The sequence below is a fragment of the Hydrogenophaga sp. RAC07 genome, from assembly GCF_001713375.1.
GTDB lineage: Bacteria > Pseudomonadota > Gammaproteobacteria > Burkholderiales > Burkholderiaceae_C > Hydrogenophaga.
Genome location: NZ_CP016449.1, coordinates 1,302,344 through 1,320,364 on the forward strand (window position 1 = coordinate 1,302,344; position 18,021 = coordinate 1,320,364).

Annotated in this window: 13 protein-coding genes and 1 tRNA gene; 8 read left to right on the forward strand and 6 right to left on the reverse strand. The window is 66.7% G+C overall.

Annotation, left to right across the window (positions count from 1 at the left end; genetic code table 11):
* The first annotated feature begins 154 nt into the window (after positions 1–154).
* Complete coding sequence (locus BSY239_RS06075) at positions 155–3,763, forward strand: DUF748 domain-containing protein (protein WP_069046056.1); 3,609 nt, start codon at positions 155–157, stop codon at positions 3,761–3,763.
* Between the two features lie 121 nt (positions 3,764–3,884).
* The gene (locus tag BSY239_RS06080; protein WP_069046057.1) at positions 3,885–6,635 is read left to right on the forward strand and encodes a DUF349 domain-containing protein; all 2,751 of its coding nucleotides are present in this window, start codon (positions 3,885–3,887) and stop codon (positions 6,633–6,635) included.
* Positions 6,636–6,688: 53 nt separating this feature from the next.
* Here the strand turns inward: BSY239_RS06080 and BSY239_RS06085 are convergent, their stop codons facing one another.
* The 6 genes from BSY239_RS06085 to BSY239_RS06110 form a co-directional block, all read right to left on the reverse strand.
* Entirely contained in the window at positions 6,689–7,546 is an 858-nt protein-coding gene (locus tag BSY239_RS06085) for a zinc-dependent peptidase (RefSeq protein ID WP_069046058.1), read from the reverse strand.
* The gene (locus BSY239_RS06090) at positions 7,543–8,358 is read right to left on the reverse strand and encodes a UDP-2,3-diacylglucosamine diphosphatase (RefSeq protein ID WP_069046059.1); all 816 of its coding nucleotides are present in this window, start codon (positions 8,356–8,358) and stop codon (positions 7,543–7,545) included. The genes BSY239_RS06085 and BSY239_RS06090 overlap by 4 nt, the downstream gene beginning before the upstream one ends.
* A gap of 34 nt (positions 8,359–8,392) precedes the next feature.
* On the reverse strand, positions 8,393–8,899 hold the full coding sequence (locus BSY239_RS06095) for a peptidylprolyl isomerase (protein WP_069048817.1): 507 nt from the start codon (positions 8,897–8,899) through the stop codon (positions 8,393–8,395).
* 2 nt (positions 8,900–8,901) lie between these two features.
* Positions 8,902–9,597 (reverse strand): peptidylprolyl isomerase, encoded by a 696-nt coding sequence (locus BSY239_RS06100; protein WP_069046060.1) that lies wholly within the window; start codon positions 9,595–9,597, stop codon positions 8,902–8,904.
* Positions 9,594–10,988, reverse strand: a complete 1,395-nt coding sequence (locus BSY239_RS06105) for a L,D-transpeptidase family protein (protein ID WP_236944141.1) — start codon at positions 10,986–10,988, stop codon at positions 9,594–9,596. Before BSY239_RS06105 ends, BSY239_RS06100 begins: the two co-directional genes overlap by 4 nt.
* 65 nt (positions 10,989–11,053) lie before the next feature.
* Positions 11,054–12,079 (reverse strand): nuclear transport factor 2 family protein, encoded by a 1,026-nt coding sequence (locus BSY239_RS06110; protein ID WP_069048818.1) that lies wholly within the window; start codon positions 12,077–12,079, stop codon positions 11,054–11,056.
* 326 nt (positions 12,080–12,405) lie between these two features.
* Here BSY239_RS06110 and cysS point away from each other — a divergent pair, with 326 nt between their 5' ends.
* The 6 genes from cysS to BSY239_RS06140 all read left to right on the forward strand — a co-directional run bounded on the left by cysS (position 12,406) and on the right by BSY239_RS06140 (position 18,016).
* The gene (gene cysS, locus BSY239_RS06115) at positions 12,406–13,797 is read left to right on the forward strand and encodes a cysteine--tRNA ligase (protein ID WP_069046062.1); all 1,392 of its coding nucleotides are present in this window, start codon (positions 12,406–12,408) and stop codon (positions 13,795–13,797) included.
* Positions 13,797–14,447 (forward strand): DNA-3-methyladenine glycosylase family protein, encoded by a 651-nt coding sequence (locus BSY239_RS06120; protein ID WP_069046063.1) that lies wholly within the window; start codon positions 13,797–13,799, stop codon positions 14,445–14,447. The genes cysS and BSY239_RS06120 overlap by 1 nt, the downstream gene beginning before the upstream one ends.
* Before the next feature lie 106 nt (positions 14,448–14,553).
* Positions 14,554–15,555: an acetyl-CoA carboxylase carboxyltransferase subunit alpha gene (locus BSY239_RS06125; protein ID WP_069046064.1), complete on the forward strand. Its 1,002-nt coding sequence runs from the start codon at positions 14,554–14,556 to the stop codon at positions 15,553–15,555.
* Between the two features lie 43 nt (positions 15,556–15,598).
* The gene (gene tilS, locus BSY239_RS06130; protein WP_069048819.1) at positions 15,599–16,531 is read left to right on the forward strand and encodes a tRNA lysidine(34) synthetase TilS; all 933 of its coding nucleotides are present in this window, start codon (positions 15,599–15,601) and stop codon (positions 16,529–16,531) included.
* A gap of 56 nt (positions 16,532–16,587) precedes the next feature.
* The gene (locus BSY239_RS06135; protein ID WP_069046065.1) at positions 16,588–17,868 is read left to right on the forward strand and encodes an aspartate kinase; all 1,281 of its coding nucleotides are present in this window, start codon (positions 16,588–16,590) and stop codon (positions 17,866–17,868) included.
* 55 nt (positions 17,869–17,923) lie between these two features.
* A tRNA-Ser gene (locus BSY239_RS06140) sits at positions 17,924–18,016 on the forward strand.
* Positions 18,017–18,021: the final 5 nt, after the last annotated feature.

The following is an 18,021-nucleotide window of genomic DNA, read 5'->3' on the forward strand; positions in this document are numbered from 1 at the left end:
CAAAAATGACGGCATGAGCATCAAGCCCGCCGTCGACCCCGGCAAACCTCGTTTGTCGGGGTTTCTTGTTTCTGGGGCTCTGCGACCCTGCCGGTGCCCGGGCGCAGGAGTTCGGAGACACTGGCGGCACGCCATTCACCCAGTCCTCACAACCATGAGCAACAACAGCCCCGTCTCCCCGATCAATCCGTGGATCAGACGCTTTCTCTGGACCGTGGGCGGCGTGCTGTTGCTCTGGTCGATTGCCTGGCTGGCGGTTCCGCTGCTCCTGAAATGGCAGCTCGAAAAGCAGGCCAGTCAGGCGTTGGGGCGCAGCGTGACGGTAGAAGAGGTCGACTTTCGGCCCTGGTCGCTGGCCTTGACCATCGAGGGCCTGCGTGTTGCCAGCGCCCAGGGCGACGCCGAGCAGTTGTCCGTGGCTCGGGTTCATGTGAACGCCGAACTGCAATCGATCTTGCGGCTGGCGCCGGTGATCGACGCCTTTCAGATCGAGCAGCCGCGCGTGGCATTGCGCCACCTGGGTGGTGGGCGCTACGACGTGGACGACATCGTGCAGCGGCTGCGCGTTGCGCCATCAGACAACGCCGGCGAGCCAGCGCGGTTTGCGCTGTTCAACGTCGAACTGCAGGGTGGCGAGTTCACGCTGGTGGACGACAGCGTGGGCGCCACCCACCGCCTGCGCGGCCTGACCGTGAGCATCCCGTTTCTCAGCAACCTGGATTCGCGCCGTGAGGTGGTGACCGAGCCGCGGCTGGCCTTCGAGCTCAACGGCAGCGCCTTCGATTCGCGCGCGGCAACCACGCCGTTCGCGGTGGACCGCGAAACCAATGCCAGCCTGCGCATTCCCGCGCTCGACCTGGCGCCTTACTTTCCTTATTGGCCGGCGGCGTGGCCCATCAAGCCCGAAGCCGGCATCCTCCAGCTCGACCTCAAGCTGGCCTTTGCGCAGCGCGAAGTGCCGCAGGTCTGGGTGTCGGGTGATTTGGCGATCTCCGGGCTGAAGTTGGTGGACGGGGTGGCGAACGTCTTGTCGTGGGAGCGCCTGGGTGTGACGCTGAACCGCGTCGAGCCGCTGGCGCGCCGGATCGATCTGGCGTCCATCGATTGGAAAGCGCCGAGCCTGAACGTGTCGCGCGACGCCCAGGGGCAGCTCAACTTGGCGCGTCTGGCCCAGCGGTTTCAACCCGTGGCGCAGCAAGTGCCCGCCAGGGCACAGCCGTCAACAGCGGTCGTTCCGTGGGAGATCCGGCTCGGACGGTTCGATCTGGACGGCGGCGTCGTTCAATGGCGCGATGACGCAGTCAAGCCCACCGCCGACATGGCGCTGTCCGCCTTGCGGGTGCAGAGCCGTGATTTGAGCTGGCCTGTGAAGGCTCCCATGCCGTTCGAGGTGTCGGCGCAACTCGACCAGACCCCCATCGGCATCAAAGGAACCGCCACCGATGTGGCTGCGCAGGCGGAGCTGTCTCTGGGTGACATTCCTCTGGAGCGATTTGCTTCTTATATAAGTGGTGCGCTCAAGCCTGCCTTGGAGGGCAAGCTCAACGCAGGCGGTCGGATCGAATGGCAGGCCGCGGAGGGCGACCGGCCCATGGCGCTGCAGGTGCTGGCGACCCGTCTGGAACTGAACGAACTCAAGCTCGGGCCGCCCCGACGACCGCTGGCGAGCCTGAAGCGTCTGCTGGTGGAAGACCTGCGCCTGGACATGGTGCAGCGCAGCGTCGACGTGGGCAGCCTTGTCATCACCCAGCCCCAGGCACGCGTGCAACGCGAAGCGAACGGCAGCTGGATGTTTGAGCCGTGGTTGGTGGCCGCACCCACCGAAGAATCGGGCGCGGATCCGGCCCCCTGGCGCGTGGGTCTTAACGCCTTGCAGCTCAGCAATGGGTCGATCGGCTTCTTGGACCGCGTGCCTGCCCAGCCCGTGGCGCTGGACATCACACAGCTGCAACTGGACCTCAAAGGCCTGCGGCCGCTGGATGCCGAACAAGGAGACATGGCTCTGTCGGTCAAAGCGCGGGTGGGCGCTGGCCGTGCCGGCGAGGTCGCGCCCGGCCAGCTGTCACTCACTGGAGCCTTGCGGCTGCCAGCACCTGGCGCATCGGGCGGTGCAGGCCTGCGGCTGGACGCCCGGGCCCAGATCGATCGCCTGCCGGCGCACGCGTTGGAGCCGTACTTTGCCGACCGCCTCAACCTGGAGTTGCTGCGTGCCGACGCGAGCTACCGAGGCCGGGTTCAGCTGGGCCTGCCGGGCGGCGCGCTGGCGCTGAAACTGCAGGGCGACGCCACGCTGGACGACCTGAGCGCCAACACCTTGTCGCCCGCCGAAGACCTGCTGGCCTGGAAATCGCTGCAGGTGCGTGGTCTGCAACTCAACTTGACCCCTGGGCAGGCCACCCAGGTGGCGGTGCGCGAGACCGTGCTCAGCGACTATTTCGCCCGGGTGATCATCGACGAGGGCGGCAAGATCAACCTGCAAGGCCTGGTGAAACAGCCCGGTGAGGCGCCCACTGGCGAACCCGCGCCGCCGCAAGCCGCAGCCACTGCCAGTGGCCCCGCGCCCGACATCCGCCTGGGCCCGATCAGCCTGGTCAATGGCCGTGTGCTGTTCTCGGACCGCTTCATCAAGCCCAACTACACCGCCAACCTGAGCGAACTCACCGGCAGCCTGGGCGCTTTCTCCAATGCCCAACCGGCGGGCGCCGCGCCCGGGTTGGCGGCCTTGTCTTTGCGCGGGCGCGCCGAAGGCACGGCCGCGCTCGAGATCGACGGTCAGCTCAACCCGCTGGCCCAGCCGCTGGCGCTCGACATCCAGGGCCGCGTGCGCAACCTGGAGCTGCCGCCGCTCTCGCCCTACACAGTGAAGTACGCCGGCTACGGCATCGAGCGCGGCAAGCTCAGCGTGGACGTGGCCTACAGGATCGACCCCGACGGCCAGCTCGTGGCCAGCAACCAGATCGTGCTCAACCAGCTCAGCTTTGGCGAGCGCGTGGCAGGCAGCGACGCGCCCAACCTGCCGGTGAAGCTGGCGGTGGCGCTGCTGGCCGATCGCAACGGCGTGATCGATATCAACCTGCCGGTGAGCGGCTCGATCAACGATCCGCAGTTCCGCCTGGCGCCCATCATCTTCAAGCTCATTTTCAACCTCATCGGCAAGGCCATCACCGCGCCGTTCTCGCTGATTGCGAGCGCTTTCGGCGGCGGTGCGGAGTCGCCCAGCCAGGTCGTGTTCGCGCCGGGCAGTGCGGTGCTGTCGCCCGACAACCAGCAGCGGCTGGAATCGGTGGCCAAGGTGCTGGCTGACCGGCCGGCGCTGCAGATCACGGTGGTGGGGCACAGCGACCTGGAGGCCGAGCGCAGCGGTTACCAGCGCAGCCGGCTTGACGAACGTGTGCTGGCCGAGAAGCGCCGCGCCCTGGCGCGCGATGGCAAAGCCATCCCCGACAAGATCGGGGTCTCGGCCGAGGAATACCCCGCGCTGCTCAAAGAGGTGTACCGCCGCGCCGACATTCCGAAGCCGCGCAACCTGATCGGCTTCGCCAAGGACATTCCGCTGGCCGAGATGGAAGCCCTGCTGCTGGCCTCGATACCGGTCACGCCCGACGCCTTGCGCGATCTGGCCGTGGCACGTGGCCAGGCCGTCAAGGATTTTCTGGCCAGCCGATCGCTGCCCGAAGACCGCATGTTTCTGGGCGCGCCGCAGCTGGGTCGCCAGGGCGAAGACTGGCGCCCGCAAGCCGAGCTGCGGCTGGCGCCGCGCTGATCGAGCCTCCTGCCAAGGCCCTGTCGGGGCTGAACGGTGGCGCGTGGACGAACAGCGGCGACAATACGCGTTTGCCGCGCCGCTCTGGCGTGGCCTCTGTCCTGATTGAACTGACGTTCCCATGTCGCTGTTTTCCCTGCGCAAGTCTTCTTCCCCTCAAGCCTCTCCAACTGCCGTGAACACGCCCACCCCTTCCAAGTCCGCCACCGCGGCCCATCCCCTGGACGCCGTGACCGGTGGTGCGTTCTCCGCGCCCACCTCGGGCGAGCGCGCCGCGCGCATCCGCGAGTGGCTGGCCACCGAGCCGGGCCTGGAGCAGATGAACGAGGTCTACAAGGAGCTGTCCAACCGCGACCGCGGCGCGGCCAAACCGCTGAAGGAAAAGCTCGACGAGCAAAAGCGCATGAAGACGCAGGAGCAGATGGCTGTGGAGTGGGCACAGAAGGCGCAGGCCTTGCTGGACCATTCGCGCCTGAACCTCGCCGACGCCCTGGCCTGGCAGCGTGACGCTGCACGCGCCGGCGCGCCGCTGTCGCGCGAGCCGCTGGCCACGCTGCGCCAGTCGCTGGCCGAGCGCGTCAAGTCGATCGAAGATCTACAGCACCGGGTGCAGGTGGAGCGCGAAGCCGCGGTGTTGATCGCGCAGCGCATTGAAGTGCTCTCCACCAAACCCTGGCGCGAAGCCCAGCACAGCGCGCAGACGCTGCAGGCCGATGTGGCCCAGTGGCAGGAGCAAGCCAGCGGTCTGGCTCAGGACCCGCAGTGGGCCAGTGTGGACGTGAAGTTCCCGCCCATGCTCGACGCTTCGCGCAAGCAGTTGCAACTGGTGTGGGACGCGTTCGAAGGCGCATTGGCCCAGGCCGTGGCCGCCGACGCCGATGCACAAGCCCCGCTGCCGGCTGTGCCCGTGTGGGCCGACGAGCTGCGCGTGGCGCGCGGCGGTGAGGCCGCTCCCGTGGCCGAGAAGCCCGCGGTGGACACGCAAGCGCAACAGGAACGCCGCGCCCGCGTGACGACCGATCTCGGCAACGCGCTCGACGTGCTGGAACGCGAGCTTGCCGAAGGCCATGGCAAGGCCACGCCCAAGGCCGCGGCCGATGTGCGCGCGATCCTCAAGTCCAACGGCCGTTTTGTGAGCGCCGCGCTCGACGCACGCGCTCACGCGGCCCTGAGCCAGGCCGGTGAACTCGAAGGCTGGCAACGCTGGCGCGCCGACCAGTTGCGCGAAGAACTCGTGGCCAAGGCCGAAGCCTTGTTGCAAGCGCCCGAAGGCCAGCGCCTGGGTGGCCGCAAGATGCAGGAGACGCTGCGCGGCCTGCGCGACCAATGGAAGGCCACCGACCAGGGCGGCCAGCCCAACCACGCGCTGTGGAAGCGCTTTGACGAAGCCTGCACCGAGGCCCACAAGCTCGTGGAAGCCTGGTTGGTGCAGGTGCGCCAACAGGCCGACGCGCACAAGGCACAACGCCTGGCGATCATTGCGGAGTTGAAAGCCTGGACCGAAGCACACGCCGGCAACACCGACTGGAAAGCCCAGGTGCGCGCGCTGCACACCTTCTCGGAGCGCTGGCGCGAAGCCGGGCACATGAGCGAGAAGGCGTTTGCCGAAATGCAGCCACAGTGGAAAGACGCCATGCACGCGGCTCACGCCGGACTGGAAACGGCCCAGGCCGAGAGCACGGCACGCCGCAAGGCCTTGATCGAAGAGGCCACCGCGCTGGGTGCCGCACCCATGCTGCGCATCGACGCGGTGAAGGCGCTGCAACAGCGCTGGCAGGCCGAAGCCCACGCGGTGCCGCTGGAGCGCAAGCATGAACAGAAGTTGTGGGAGGCGTTCCGCCAGCCCATCGACGAAGCGTTCAACCGCAAGACCACCGAGCGGGAGAAGGCTGCAACATCGCTCAACGCGCACGACCAGCGCGTGCTCGACGCGTCGCGCGCGCTGGAGCAGGCGAGCGCCAGCGGCGATGCGCAACGCATCCGTGCGGCCATGCAGGAGCTGGAGTCGGCACTGGCCGGTCGACCTGCTGCTGTGGAGCCTGTGCCCGCGCCTGTCGTGGTTGCAGAAAAGTCGGCGCCGAGTGAGCCAGCTGAAACGTCGTCCGAGACGGTGACCGAAACAGCCGAAGACGCTGGCGCAGCCAATGAAGCCGATGAAGCTGTCGTGGCCGCCCCGGCCGAACCGGTGGTGCCTGCCAAGCCCGCCGCACCGCCCAAGAAGCTCGTGGCCATGCGCGGCGACGACCGTCCCGGCATGAAAAAGGCGGAGCCGGCCGGCCGCGACGCGCGCGGTGCCCGCCCCGACGGACGCCGAGACGGTGGTGGCGCAGGCCGCCCCGACTCGCGTGGTCCGCGCGACGCGCGTGGCCCCGGAGCGGCAGCGCCGTGGCGCGACGAACGCGAACAGCGCGGCCCGCGTCTGGGTGACGCCGCGTTCCGCGCCCAGCGCCAGGCCATCGAAGCGGCCGAAGCCAGCCTGCGCAAGCTCGCCGCGCAAGCCCACGGCGAGGTGCTCACGCAGCTCATGACCGCGTGGGAAAAGCGCGACGCCGAGCAGATGCCCACGGCGCAAGCCCTGGGTTCGCGCGTGAGCGCGGGCAGCCGCAGCGCGTGGTCGGCGGCCTTGTCCAGACCGGCCGCAGCTTTGCCGGGTGAGACCTTGCTGCGGCTGGAGATGGCCGCCGAAGTGCCCACGCCGGCCGAGCACCTGAGCGAGCGCCGCATGCTGCAACTGCAGTTGCTCACGCGTCGCCACGCAGCGGCACCGAGCGAGACCTGGGCGGACGATGTGGCGGGTGTGCTGGCGTCGGCGTTTGATGCCTCGGCTGCGCGCCGGCTTCAGACCGTGTTGAAGGTTTTGCTGAAACGCTGAGCCCGTTCCACCTCGTATCCAAAGCCCGCGCAGACGCCGTCTGTGCGGGCTTTTTAACGGGCGGGTGTTGCGGGTCGGAAGAACCCGTCGTACAGCGGCACCAACGCTGGAAACTCTTGCGCGAAGCGCTCCCGGTTCACGAAGTAGGCCTCGCAGGTCACGGCGAAAAACTCGGCGGGGTCCCTGGCCGCGTAGTCGTCCAGCCAGGGGCGCTCAGCGCCGAATCGCTCGGCCATGGCCACCGCTTCGCGGAACGCATCGAACGCGTGCTGCATCGTCTCGCGCCACAACTTGCGCGCTTGCGCTGCGCTGCGCGTGCCCAGAAATCCTTTGGGCAAGGGGGGTGCGCCGTCTGGGTGCTCGCCCAGTGAGATGCCGCGCATGTCCATCTTGTGCACGAACTCGTGGATCACGACGTTGCTGCCGCTCACGGCCGCGGCACTCGCGTGGGCGACTTCTTCCCAGCTCAGCATCAGCGGGCCGCGGTCCATGGCTTCTCCGGCCAGCACCTCGTCGTAGTGGTGCACCACGCCCGCGCCGTCGGTGGTCTTGCGACGCGCCACCACGGCACCGGGTTGCACCACGATGCCGACGAAATCACCGTACCAGTCGAGCAGCTTGAGCGGGTCGCGCACGGGCTCGCCCGAGGTGCCGTGCATGTGCAGCAAAGGCAGACAGGCCTGCGCTGCAATCGCCAGGGCCATGGCGTCGGTGAACTCAAGCCCGTTGGCACCGTGGAACTCTTTCTCGGCCAGGAAGTGGGTGCACAGCTGGCGCAGGCGGCCATGCTCGGTGCTGTTCAGCGCCGACAGGAAAGGGTGGGCTGCCAACGTGGATTGCCACAGCGCGTCGGGCACCGGCGTGGGCTGGCGCAACGAGCGCGGCAGCAGGCGTTGGAGCAGATCGATCATGACAGCGGCAAGGGGATGCGGCGCAGGCCTTGTGCATCGAGCCGCAGCACCTCCGCACGCGGCGGTTCGGCGGCAGCATCCCAGTCGCTGAGCACCACGCGTTGCAGATCGTCACCCAGCGCATGAACGCCCGGGCGGTGGGTGTGGCCGTGGATGAGGGTGTGGGCGCCTGCGGTGCGCAGCGCGTCGCGCGCCGCTTCTGCGTCCACGTCGGCCCACAGGCTGGGGTCGCTGGCGGTGCTGCGTTTGCGCGCTTCGCTTTGTTCGCGCAGACCGCGGGCGATGCCGGTCCGCTCGCTCAAAGGCCGCGCCAGAAAATCGTGCTGCCACGCTGGCTGGCGAACCTGCTGGCGAAAACGCATGTAGTCGGTGTCCGCCAGGCACAGCGCATCGCCGTGGCTGAGCAGCCAGTGCTGGCCAAGGAAGTCGAATGTGGTCGGGTCACTCAGACCTTGCATGCCACAGGCCTTGAGGCCTTCGGTGCCCAGCAGAAAGTCGCGGTTGCCGGCCATGAAGTAGACCGGCGTGTGGCCGCTGAAATGCTTGAGGGCTTCGGCGCACGCCCGCCAGAAGGTCTGGTCGGTGGAGGCGCTGGATTCGAGGACGTCGTCACCCACCCAGACTTCGAACAAATCGCCCAGGATGAAGAGCGCGTCGGCCCGTTCAGACGTGGGGCGGTGCAGAAATGCGCGCCAGACATCGAAGGTCAGTGGCTCGCCGGGTTGCAGGTGCAGGTCTGAAATGAATTCGACCGCCTGCCAGTGCGCGGGTGCGCGCAGCTGGTCGAGGCGGTCGGGGGAGGGGGCGGACATCAAAGCAGGACTGCCAGGGGCCGAGCCCCCGGGATCACAGCGCGACGGCTTTTTCGATCACGACGTCGTCCTTCGGGACGTCGTCGTGGAAGCCCTTGCGGCCCGTGGGCAGGCCTTCGATCTTCTTGACGATCTCGGCGCCCGAGACCACCTTGCCGAACACGGCGTAGCCCCAGCCTTGCGCGCTGGGCGCGGTGTGGTTGAGGAAGCCGTTGTTGGCCACGTTGATGAAGAACTGCGCCGTGGCCGAGTGCGGGTCGCTGGTGCGCGCCATGGCCAGGGTGTAGGTGTCGTTCTTCAGGCCGTTGTTGGCTTCGTTGTTGATGGGGGCGTCGGTGGGCTTCTGGGTCATGCCGGGCTCAAAGCCGCCGCCCTGCACCATGAAACCGGGGATCACGCGGTGGAACACCGTGTTGTTGTAGTGGCCCTTGTTCACGTAGGACAGGAAGTTGGCGGCGGACAGCGGCGCTTTTTCGGCGTCGAGTTCGATGGTGATGACACCGTGACCGGTGATGTGCAGTTCGACTTGGGGGTTGGCCATGGTCATTTCTCCAGGGTGGCTTTGAGGATGGTGATGGGGGTTTTGGGCACATCGGTGGGAAACGGACCGCCGGCGCCGGTCGGCGTTTCCTTGATCTTGTTGACCACGTCCATGCCCGAGACCACTTTGCCGAACACGGTGTAACCGTAGAGCTGCGCAGCGTTGACGAGGTTGGCGCGCGGTACGTTTTCGTAGACCTGGCCGTTGTACTCGAAACGGGGCACCGGGTCGCCCGGCGGAATGATGGTCGGGTCCAGGAACGCGTTGTCCTTGACGTTGATGAAGAACTGCGACGAAGCGGATTGCGGGTCGTTGGTGCGCGCCATGGCCACGGTGCCCACGGTGTTGCGCGGGCCGCCGCGCTGCAGGGCCGCCTGGCCTTCGTGGGCCACGGGTGCGCGGGTGGGCTTTTGTTGGTAGCTGGTGTCGAAGCCCCCGCCCTGCACCATGAAGTTGCTGATCACGCGGTGGAACACGGTGCCGTCGTAGTGCTTGTCTTTCACATACTGCAGGAAGTTCTCGACTGTCTTGGGCGCCTTGTCGGGGTAGAGCTCCAGCACGATGTCACCCATGGAGGTGGTCAGCTTCACGCGGGGTGGTGCGGTCTGCGCCGAGGCGGGCAACCAGGCCAGTGACGCAGCCACCGTGAGCGCGGCGAGCACGCCACGGCGCAGAGGAATGGAGGGGCGTGTGGTCATCCGATGTTTCCTTCGAAGAAGATGGTCCAGCGATCGTTTTCGCGGATCCAGTACTGGCGTTTGGTCACACCGCGGTTCTGGCCGGCGGCGACTTCGCCGAAGGTGACGACGCGTGTGTCGTCGGTGTCGTTCCAGCGCAGGACCGACAGGTCCTTGATCGCCAGTTGGCGCGGGCCGGTGCTGCGCAATTCGTTCTCCACGCGGGGCCACCATTGAGCTAGATCGCGACCCTGGTTGGAGAAGCGACTGGAGTAAAACCCTTTGAGCTCGGCCAGATTGCCTTCGCTGCGGCTGCGGCGCCAGGCTTCGAGCACGCCCTCGAACTGCGCCAGGTCCTGGCTGAGTGCGTCGGGCTGCACCCACTGCAGCTCGGGCGCGATCACCACGGGCGTGGTGCGGATCTGAACCGTGCGCAGCAGGCGCTCCAGGTCGGGGTTGGACAGCACCACACAACCGTCGGAGGCCTGCGGCGCGCGCACGAACTGGTCGCTGGGTGTGCCGTGCAGCCAGATGCCGCTGCCGGTCTTGCCACGTTGCACGTCCAGCGGGTTCGGGTAGTTGATGGGCAGGGCGCCCACGCCGTACAGATCGGGCAGGTCGGCCGGATTGAGGGTGCTGGTGATGTAGTACACGCCCAGTGGTGTGCGCTTGTCGCCCTCGACCGCTTTTTCGATGCCCGACAGGCCCACCGACATGTAGAAGTCACCCACCAGCTTCAGATTGGGTTGGCGGTTGTCGCCTGGACTGGAGCGCGCAGGGTTGAGGTTTTCGAACAGGTACAGGCGCGAGCGCGACGCATCGATGGCAATCGCATGGCGGCTTTGCGGTGCCAGCGTGAGGAACTGGGTGGGGATGCTGCCTGCGGGCGGACGCTCGGTGAGCGCCAGCAGGCGCCGGCGCGATTCTTCACGCAGCGTGGACAGCTGCTGGCTCGCGGCCAGGGCCTTGGTGTCGGGCACATCACCGAGCTGGCGCACAGGGCGAGCCTGCAGGCTCAGCAGATCGCCGTGCACCAGGTGGGCGAGCTGGAAGTTGGGATGGTCCTTGACCAGTTGATCGGCCAGGACAAGCGCGTCGCGGTGCCGGCCCTGGCTGATGAGCTGGTAGATCCCGATCAGGCGTGCTTCGGCCTGGCCAAGCATGGGCTTGACCTCGTCCAAACGGGCAGGTGTGAGGCTGTTGGTCTGCAGGCCCGAGGGGCTGGCCGGCAACTGGCTGCGCGCGGTGTCTTGAACGCGTGCCATGGCCTGGTTGAGCAGCGAAGGCTCGGCTGTGTCGATGGAGTCGCTTGCACCGCTCAGGCCACGGTCTTGCCGGGCGCTGTTGACCCACACGGCCAGAAGTGCGGCAACCACCACGGCGCCCAGAACCCAGGTCGTGCGCCGGCTCATGCCCTGTCCCTGCTGGCCCGCAGCCACGCCGGCATGTCCCCGCTGACCCATCCGCCGACCCGCCATCAAGAGCCCGTGGATTCGCGCACGATCAACCAGCGGTTGCCGCTCTTGACCATGTCGAGCGTCTTGCGGCTGGTGACGTTGAGGGTGTCGGAGGTGTAGTCCTGGCGGAAACGGGCCGTGGCCTTGTCGCCTTCCACCGTGACTTCCAGATTGCTCACGTCCACCCCGATGCGCGTGCGCGGTTCGATGCGGGCGCGGCGGTCCGACTCCCAGGCCTTGCGGGCCTGGCCGCCGGGCGGTGCGAAGTTGCTGGCGTACGCGCCGAGGTAGCCGTTCATGTCCCTGGACGACCAGGCACCAGCCCAGGTGCGCACAGCGGCCTCCACTTCACGCTGGGCATCAGCCGCCACCGCGGGCGTGGCGGGAGCGGGAGCAGGGGCCGCAGCCGGCGCAGCGGGTTTGGTGACAGCGGCCACCGGGGCGGCAGGTGCCGCAGGCGCAGAGACGGCCGGCTTGGCGGCGGCTGGCGCCGGAGCGGGCGCGGCGGCCACCGAGGCGGCACCCGCGCGCGTGTCGGCGGCAAACAGGTTGCGGATCAGGCTGAGCTTGGGCGCCACAGCGGGGTTGGTGCCATCCAGCTGCAGGGCCTTGCTATAGGCCTGGCTGGCGAGCTTGGCGTACACGTCGCCGAGGTTCTCATGGGCCGTTGCGTAGCTCGGGTTGGTGCGGATCGCCATTTCGAGTGCGGCGCGTGCCTTGTCGAACTGGCTCTGGCCGGCGTAGAGCACGGCGAGGTTGTTGTAGGGCTCGGGCAGCTCGGGGTAGTCTTCGGTGAGCTTGCTGAAGGTGGCAATCGCGTCCTGCGTCTTGCCGCTTTCGGTGAGGATCACGCCCTTGAGAAAACGCATCTGCGGATCGCGCGCCTTGCCCACCAGGTACTGGTCGGCCTTGGCCAGGGCTTCGGCGAGCTGGCCGCTGCGCAACAGGCGGTTGACTTCGGCGTAGTCCTCGGTCTGTGCCAGCGCCATCGATGTGCCCAGGCCCACGGCGACGGCGACCGCCAGACAGCGCAGGCGCGAAGCCATGCCGGAGCGGACCACAGGGGAGGCGGCACCACGCAGGGTGGTTGAAAGATTCACAGGGTGGGACATGGGACCTCGGAGAGCGAACCTGGGCCACCGAAAGACGGTTGCATCCAGCGACACGTTGATCGAAGGCCCGGCGCTGCATGGCACGCTGCACCGGGCTGGATATACTGGCGCATTGTATCTGAGGGGTCTGTTTCTCATGGCCGATCCAGACCACCAGCAGCACCCCGCGTGGCCTGTGTGACACAGGCCGGCCGCACCAGCTGCCGCGTCAGGTTTTCCACCCCGTTTCGCCGCGCTGATCCCGTGCCCGCATTCCCGACATGACCCTGAAAATCCACAACACGCTCACGCGCCGCCTGGAAGAGTTCCAGCCGATCGAACCCGGTCATGTGCGCATGTACGTCTGCGGGATGACGATCTACGACCTTTGCCACATCGGCCACGCCCGCATGATGATGGCGTTTGACGTGATCCAGCGCTGGCTCAAGGTGAGTGGCTACCGCGTCACCTACGTGCGCAACATCACCGACATCGACGACAAGATCATCAAGCGCGCGGTCGAGCGCGGCATCACGCTGCGCACACTCACCGACGAAATGACCGCCGCCATGCACCAGGACATCGCCGTGCTCGGCATCGAGCCGCCGACCCTGGAGCCGCGTGCCACAGAGTACGTGCCGCAAATGCTCTCGCTGATCGACACGCTGCAGAAAAAGGGTCTGGCCTACCAGGCCGACAACGGCGACGTGAACTACGCGGTGCGCAAGTTCGAGGGCTACGGCAAGCTCTCGGGCAAGTCGCTCGACGACCTGCGCGCCGGCGAGCGCGTGGCGGTGGCCAGCGACAAGAACGACCCGCTGGACTTCGTGCTGTGGAAATCGGCCAAGCCCGACGAACCTGCCGAGGCGCAGTGGGCCAGCGCCTACGGCGCGGGTCGGCCGGGCTGGCACATCGAGTGCTCGGCCATGAGCTGCGCCACGCTGGGCGAAACCTTCGACATCCACGGTGGCGGCGCCGACCTGCAGTTTCCCCACCATGAAAACGAGATCGCCCAGAGCGAAGGCGCCACCGGCCAACCGCTGGCGCGCTTCTGGGTGCACAACGGTTTTGTGCGTGTGGACAACGAAAAGATGTCCAAGAGCCTGGGCAACTTTTTCACCATCCGCGAGGTGCTGGCCAAGTACGACCCGGAGACGGTGCGCTTCTTCATCCTGCGCGCGCATTACCGCAGCGCACTGAACTACAGCGACGTGCACCTGGACGACGCACGCGGTGCGCTCAAACGCCTCTACACCGCGCTGTCGTTGGTGCCGGCCGCGCCCATGGGCGCTATTGACTGGGACCAGCCGCACGCGCAACGCTTTCGCGCCGCGATGGACGAGGACTTCGGCACACCCGAAGCGGTGGCGGTCTTGTTCGAGTTGGCTGGTGAAGTCAACCGGAGCAAAGACCCCGCTGTCGCTGGTTTGCTCAAGGCGCTGGGGGCCACGCTCGGTCTGCTGCAGGCCGATCCGGCGACTTACCTGCAAAGCGGGGCAGGGGCGTCTGCGGGGAGTTTGGACGAGGCGACCATTGCCGAGCACATCGCAGCCCGCGTGGCCGCCAAACAAGCCAGGGACTTCGCCGAAGCCGACCGCATCCGCAAGGCCTTGCTGGAGCAGGGCATCGCACTCAAGGACAGCCCCACCGGCACCACCTGGGAACGCGTCTGATGGCCACCTCCGTGTTGCCCGATGTGGGCCCTGACGCGCCCGACTACTGGCAGGAAGCTTGCCGCCACCTGATGAAGCGCGACCGCGTGATGAAGAAGCTGATTCCGCAGCACGGGGGCGTGAGCTTGCAGTCAAGAGGCGACGCTTTTGTCACGCTCGCGCGCAGCATCGTGGGGCAGCAGATTTCGGTGAAGGCCGCGCAGTCGGTCTGGGACCGCTTTGCCGTGTTGCCAAAAAAAATGGTGCCTGCGCAGGTGCTCAAGCTCAAGGTCGACGACATGCGCGCGGCCGGTTTGTCGGCGCGCAAGGTGGAATATCTGGTGGATCTGGCCTTGCACTTTGCGAACAACCAGGTGCACGTGAAAGACTGGGCGGAGATGGACGACGAAGCCATCATCACCGAGCTGGTGGCCATCCGCGGCATTGGCCGCTGGACGGCCGAAATGTTCCTCATCTTCCACCTGATGCGGCCCAACGTACTACCGCTGGACGACATTGGTCTGCAGAACGGCATCAGCCGCTGCTACTTTTCGGGCGAGCCGGTGAGCCGCAGCGACATCCGCGAAGTGGCGAGCTCGTGGGCCCCTTTCAGCAGCGTGGCGACTTGGTATATTTGGCGCTCGCTCGACCCGGCCCCCGTTGCCTACTGATCCCGACACGTCGTTGAAGCACAAGCCCGAAGCATCGGGCCATGGCCCGCGGCACTGACGCATGTCAGGCGCGGCGCCCCGCACCACAAGACCACAGGAGTCCACCTTGGCCAAAAAGAACTTTCTCGATTTCGAGCAGCCCATTGCCGAACTCGAAACCAAGATCGAGGAACTGCGCTACGTGCAGACAGAATCCGCGGTCGACATCTCCGAAGAAATCGAACAGCTGGCTGGCAAGAGCCTGCAACTCACCAAAGACATCTACAGCAGCCTGACGCCGTGGCAGATCACCAAGATCGCGCGCCACGCCGACCGGCCCTACACCTTGGACTATGTGCGCGAAATCTTCACGCACTTCGTTGAGCTGCACGGTGACCGCCATTTCTCCGACGACCTGAGCATCGTGGGCGGTCTGGCCCGCTTCAACGGCCAGCCCTGCATGGTGTTGGGCCACCAGAAGGGCCGCGACACCAAAGAGCGGGGCCTGCGCAATTTCGGCATGACCAAGCCCGAGGGCTATCGCAAGGCCTTGCGCCTGATGAAGCTGGCCGAGAAATTCCGCCTGCCGGTCTTCACCTTTGTGGACACACCGGGCGCCTATCCCGGCATCGACGCCGAAGAGCGCGGACAGTCCGAAGCGATCGGTCGCAACATCTTCGAGATGGCGCAACTCGAAGTGCCCATCATCTCCACCATCATTGGCGAAGGGGGCTCCGGCGGCGCGCTGGCCATCTCCGTGGCCGACCAGGTGCTGATGCTGCAGTACTCGGTGTACTCGGTGATCAGCCCTGAAGGTTGCGCCTCCATCCTCTGGAAAACCAGCGACCGTGCGAGCGACGCGGCCGACGCGCTGGGCATCACCGCGCACCGCCTCAAGGCGCTGGGCTTGGTCGACAAGATCGTCAACGAGCCGGTGGGTGGCGCGCACCGCGACCACAAGCAGATGGCCGCTTTCCTCAAGCGTGCGTTGGGCGACGCGTGGCGCCAGGTGACCGATCTCAAGGTCAAGGAGCTGGTGGACCGCCGCTACGCGCGCCTCAACAGCTACGGCCGCTTCACCGACACCAAAGCCGACAGCAAGGCCGACGCCAAGAGCGACAAGCGCTGACGTGAACCGCAGCAACGCATCCGCCAACCCCTGCGAGCAGGCGTTGGCACGGTGGTGCGAACGCTGCGCAGCCCGGCCGCTGAAGGTGGCGGTGGCCTACAGCGCAGGTGCCGATTCCACCGCCTTGCTGCTGGCAGCGCGCCAGCGCTGGCCCGACCAGCTGGTGGCGCTCCATGTGCACCACGGCCTGCAAGCGGCAGCCGACGGGTTCGAGTCCCATGCCCGACGTTTCTGCGCGCTTCATGGCATTGAGCTGCGCATGGAGCATGTGCAGGCTGCGCATGAGCCCGGACAGAGCCCGGAAGACGCGGCCCGTCTGGCGCGCTACGCCGCGCTGGCCCGCCTGGCTGTGGATGCCGGAGCCGACTGCGTGCTGCTGGGCCAACACGCCGACGACCAGGCGGAAACCTTGTTGCTGGCGCTGAGCCGGGGAGCGGGCCTGCCGGGCCTGGCGTCCATGCCCGAGCGGTTCGAGCGCGCGGGCATGTGCTTCGGACGGCCCTTGCTGGACGTGCCGGCCAGCGTGCTGCGCTCCTGGTTGCTGAGCGAGGGGCACGCGTTTGTAGACGATCCCAGCAACACCGACACCCGCTTCACCCGCAACCGCATCCGGGCCGTGCTCATGCCCGCGTGGGAAGCCTGCTTTCCCGGCTTTCGGCCCATGCTCGCTCGCAGCGCCCGCCACGCCGCGCAGGCCCAGCGCCTGCTGGATGAACTGGCTGCCCTTGACCTGGCGCAGACCGGCGTGCCTCCGCAAATCGCTCGCTTGCAAGCGCTCTCGCGCGATCGCCAGACCAATGCCCTGCGCCACTGGTTGCGCAGCAGCGCCGGGGTGGCAGCAGCCACCGCACAGCTCGACGAGTTGCTCGACCAGATCGAGGCGTGCACGACTCGCGGTCACCGCATCCACTTGAAGGTGGGCACAGGGCATGTGGAGCGCGAAGGTGGGCGCCTGCGCTACACCCCCGCCCTATAATTGCGGGCTTTGCCCGGCGGCGCAGCCGGCGCGTTCAACCCAACCAATCCAACCCGATGGCCTTGATAGTTCACAAGTACGGCGGCACCTCCATGGGGTCGACCGAGCGCATCCGCAATGTGGCCAAACGCGTGGCCAAGTGGCACCGCGCAGGCCACCAGCTCGTGGTCGTGCCCAGTGCCATGAGCGGCGAGACCAACCGCCTGCTCGGCCTGGCCAAGGAACTCGCACCCGCCAAAGCGACCAGCGCTTACAGCCGCGAACTCGACATGCTGGCCTCCACAGGCGAGCAGGCGTCTTCTGCCCTGTTGGCCATCGCGCTGCAGGCCGAAGGCATGGAGTCGGTGAGCTACGCCGGCTGGCAGGTGCCGATCAAGACCAACAGCGCCTTCACCAAGGCCCGCATCGAATCGATCGACGACGTGCGCATCCGGGCCGATCTGAACGCCGGCAAGGTGGTCATCGTCACCGGCTTCCAGGGCGTGGACCCTGAGGGCCACATCACCACCCTGGGCCGCGGCGGCAGCGACACCTCGGCCGTGGCCGTGGCCGCAGCCCTCAAGGCGGCCGAGTGCCTGATCTACACCGACGTGGACGGCGTCTACACCACCGACCCACGTGTGGTGCCCGAGGCCCGCCGCCTGGAGCGCGTGAGCTTCGAGGAAATGCTGGAGATGGCCAGCATGGGCAGCAAGGTGCTGCAGATCCGCTCGGTTGAATTTGCCGGCAAGTACAAGGTTCCCCTGCGCGTGCTTTCGAGCTTCACGCCCTGGGACATCGATCTGAATGAAGAAGCCGCGTCCGGCACCCTGATCACTTTTGAGGAGGAAGAAACCATGGAACAAGCCGTCGTCTCAGGCATTGCGTTCAACCGCGACGAAGCCAAGATCTCCGTGCTCGGCGTGCCCGACACCCCCGGCATCGCCTACCAGATCCTGGGTGCGGTGGCCGATGCCAACATCGAAGTCGATGTGATCATCCAGAACCTGAGCAAGGACGGCAAGACCGACTTCAGCTTCACGGTGCACCGCAACGATTTCCAGAAAACCATGGATCTGCTCAAGGCCAAGGTCGTGCCCTCGCTGGGTGCTGCCGAGGTGGTGGGCGATGCGCGCATCTGCAAGGTCAGCATCGTCGGCATCGGCATGCGCAGCCACGTGGGTGTGGCCAGCCGCATGTTCAAGTGCCTGAGCACCGAGGGCATCAACATCCAGATGATCTCGACCTCGGAGATCAAGACCTCGGTGGTGATCGACGAGAAGTACATGGAACTCGCCGTGCGTTCGCTGCACCGCGAATTCGACCTCGACCAGACCGCCGACACCATCACCGGTTGAAGTGCCCGCCTCAGAGGAAGAGGCGGGGTGAGATGAGGCATAATACGCAGCTTCCGGAGCGATGACCGAGTGGCCGAAGGTGCTCCCCTGCTAAGGGAGTATGGGGTGTAGAGCCTCATCGAGGGTTCGAATCCCTCTCGCTCCGCCAGACCC

What these genes read in the sequence shown, in the direction of transcription:
- BSY239_RS06075 (WP_069046056.1), top strand. Translation starts at nt 155, where the DNA reads ATGAGCAACAACAGCCCCGTCTCCCCGATCAATCCGTGGATCAGACGC.
- BSY239_RS06080 (WP_069046057.1), top strand. Translation starts at nt 3,885, where the DNA reads ATGTCGCTGTTTTCCCTGCGCAAGTCTTCTTCCCCTCAAGCCTCTCCA.
- BSY239_RS06085 (WP_069046058.1), bottom strand. Translation starts at nt 7,546, where the DNA reads ATGATCGATCTGCTCCAACGCCTGCTGCCGCGCTCGTTGCGCCAGCCC.
- BSY239_RS06090 (WP_069046059.1), bottom strand. Translation starts at nt 8,358, where the DNA reads ATGTCCGCCCCCTCCCCCGACCGCCTCGACCAGCTGCGCGCACCCGCG.
- BSY239_RS06095 (WP_069048817.1), bottom strand. Translation starts at nt 8,899, where the DNA reads ATGGCCAACCCCCAAGTCGAACTGCACATCACCGGTCACGGTGTCATC.
- BSY239_RS06100 (WP_069046060.1), bottom strand. Translation starts at nt 9,597, where the DNA reads ATGACCACACGCCCCTCCATTCCTCTGCGCCGTGGCGTGCTCGCCGCG.
- BSY239_RS06105 (WP_236944141.1), bottom strand. Translation starts at nt 10,988, where the DNA reads ATGAGCCGGCGCACGACCTGGGTTCTGGGCGCCGTGGTGGTTGCCGCA.
- BSY239_RS06110 (WP_069048818.1), bottom strand. Translation starts at nt 12,079, where the DNA reads ATGGCTTCGCGCCTGCGCTGTCTGGCGGTCGCCGTCGCCGTGGGCCTG.
- cysS (WP_069046062.1), top strand. Translation starts at nt 12,406, where the DNA reads ATGACCCTGAAAATCCACAACACGCTCACGCGCCGCCTGGAAGAGTTC.
- BSY239_RS06120 (WP_069046063.1), top strand. Translation starts at nt 13,797, where the DNA reads ATGGCCACCTCCGTGTTGCCCGATGTGGGCCCTGACGCGCCCGACTAC.
- BSY239_RS06135 (WP_069046065.1), top strand. Translation starts at nt 16,588, where the DNA reads ATGGCCTTGATAGTTCACAAGTACGGCGGCACCTCCATGGGGTCGACC.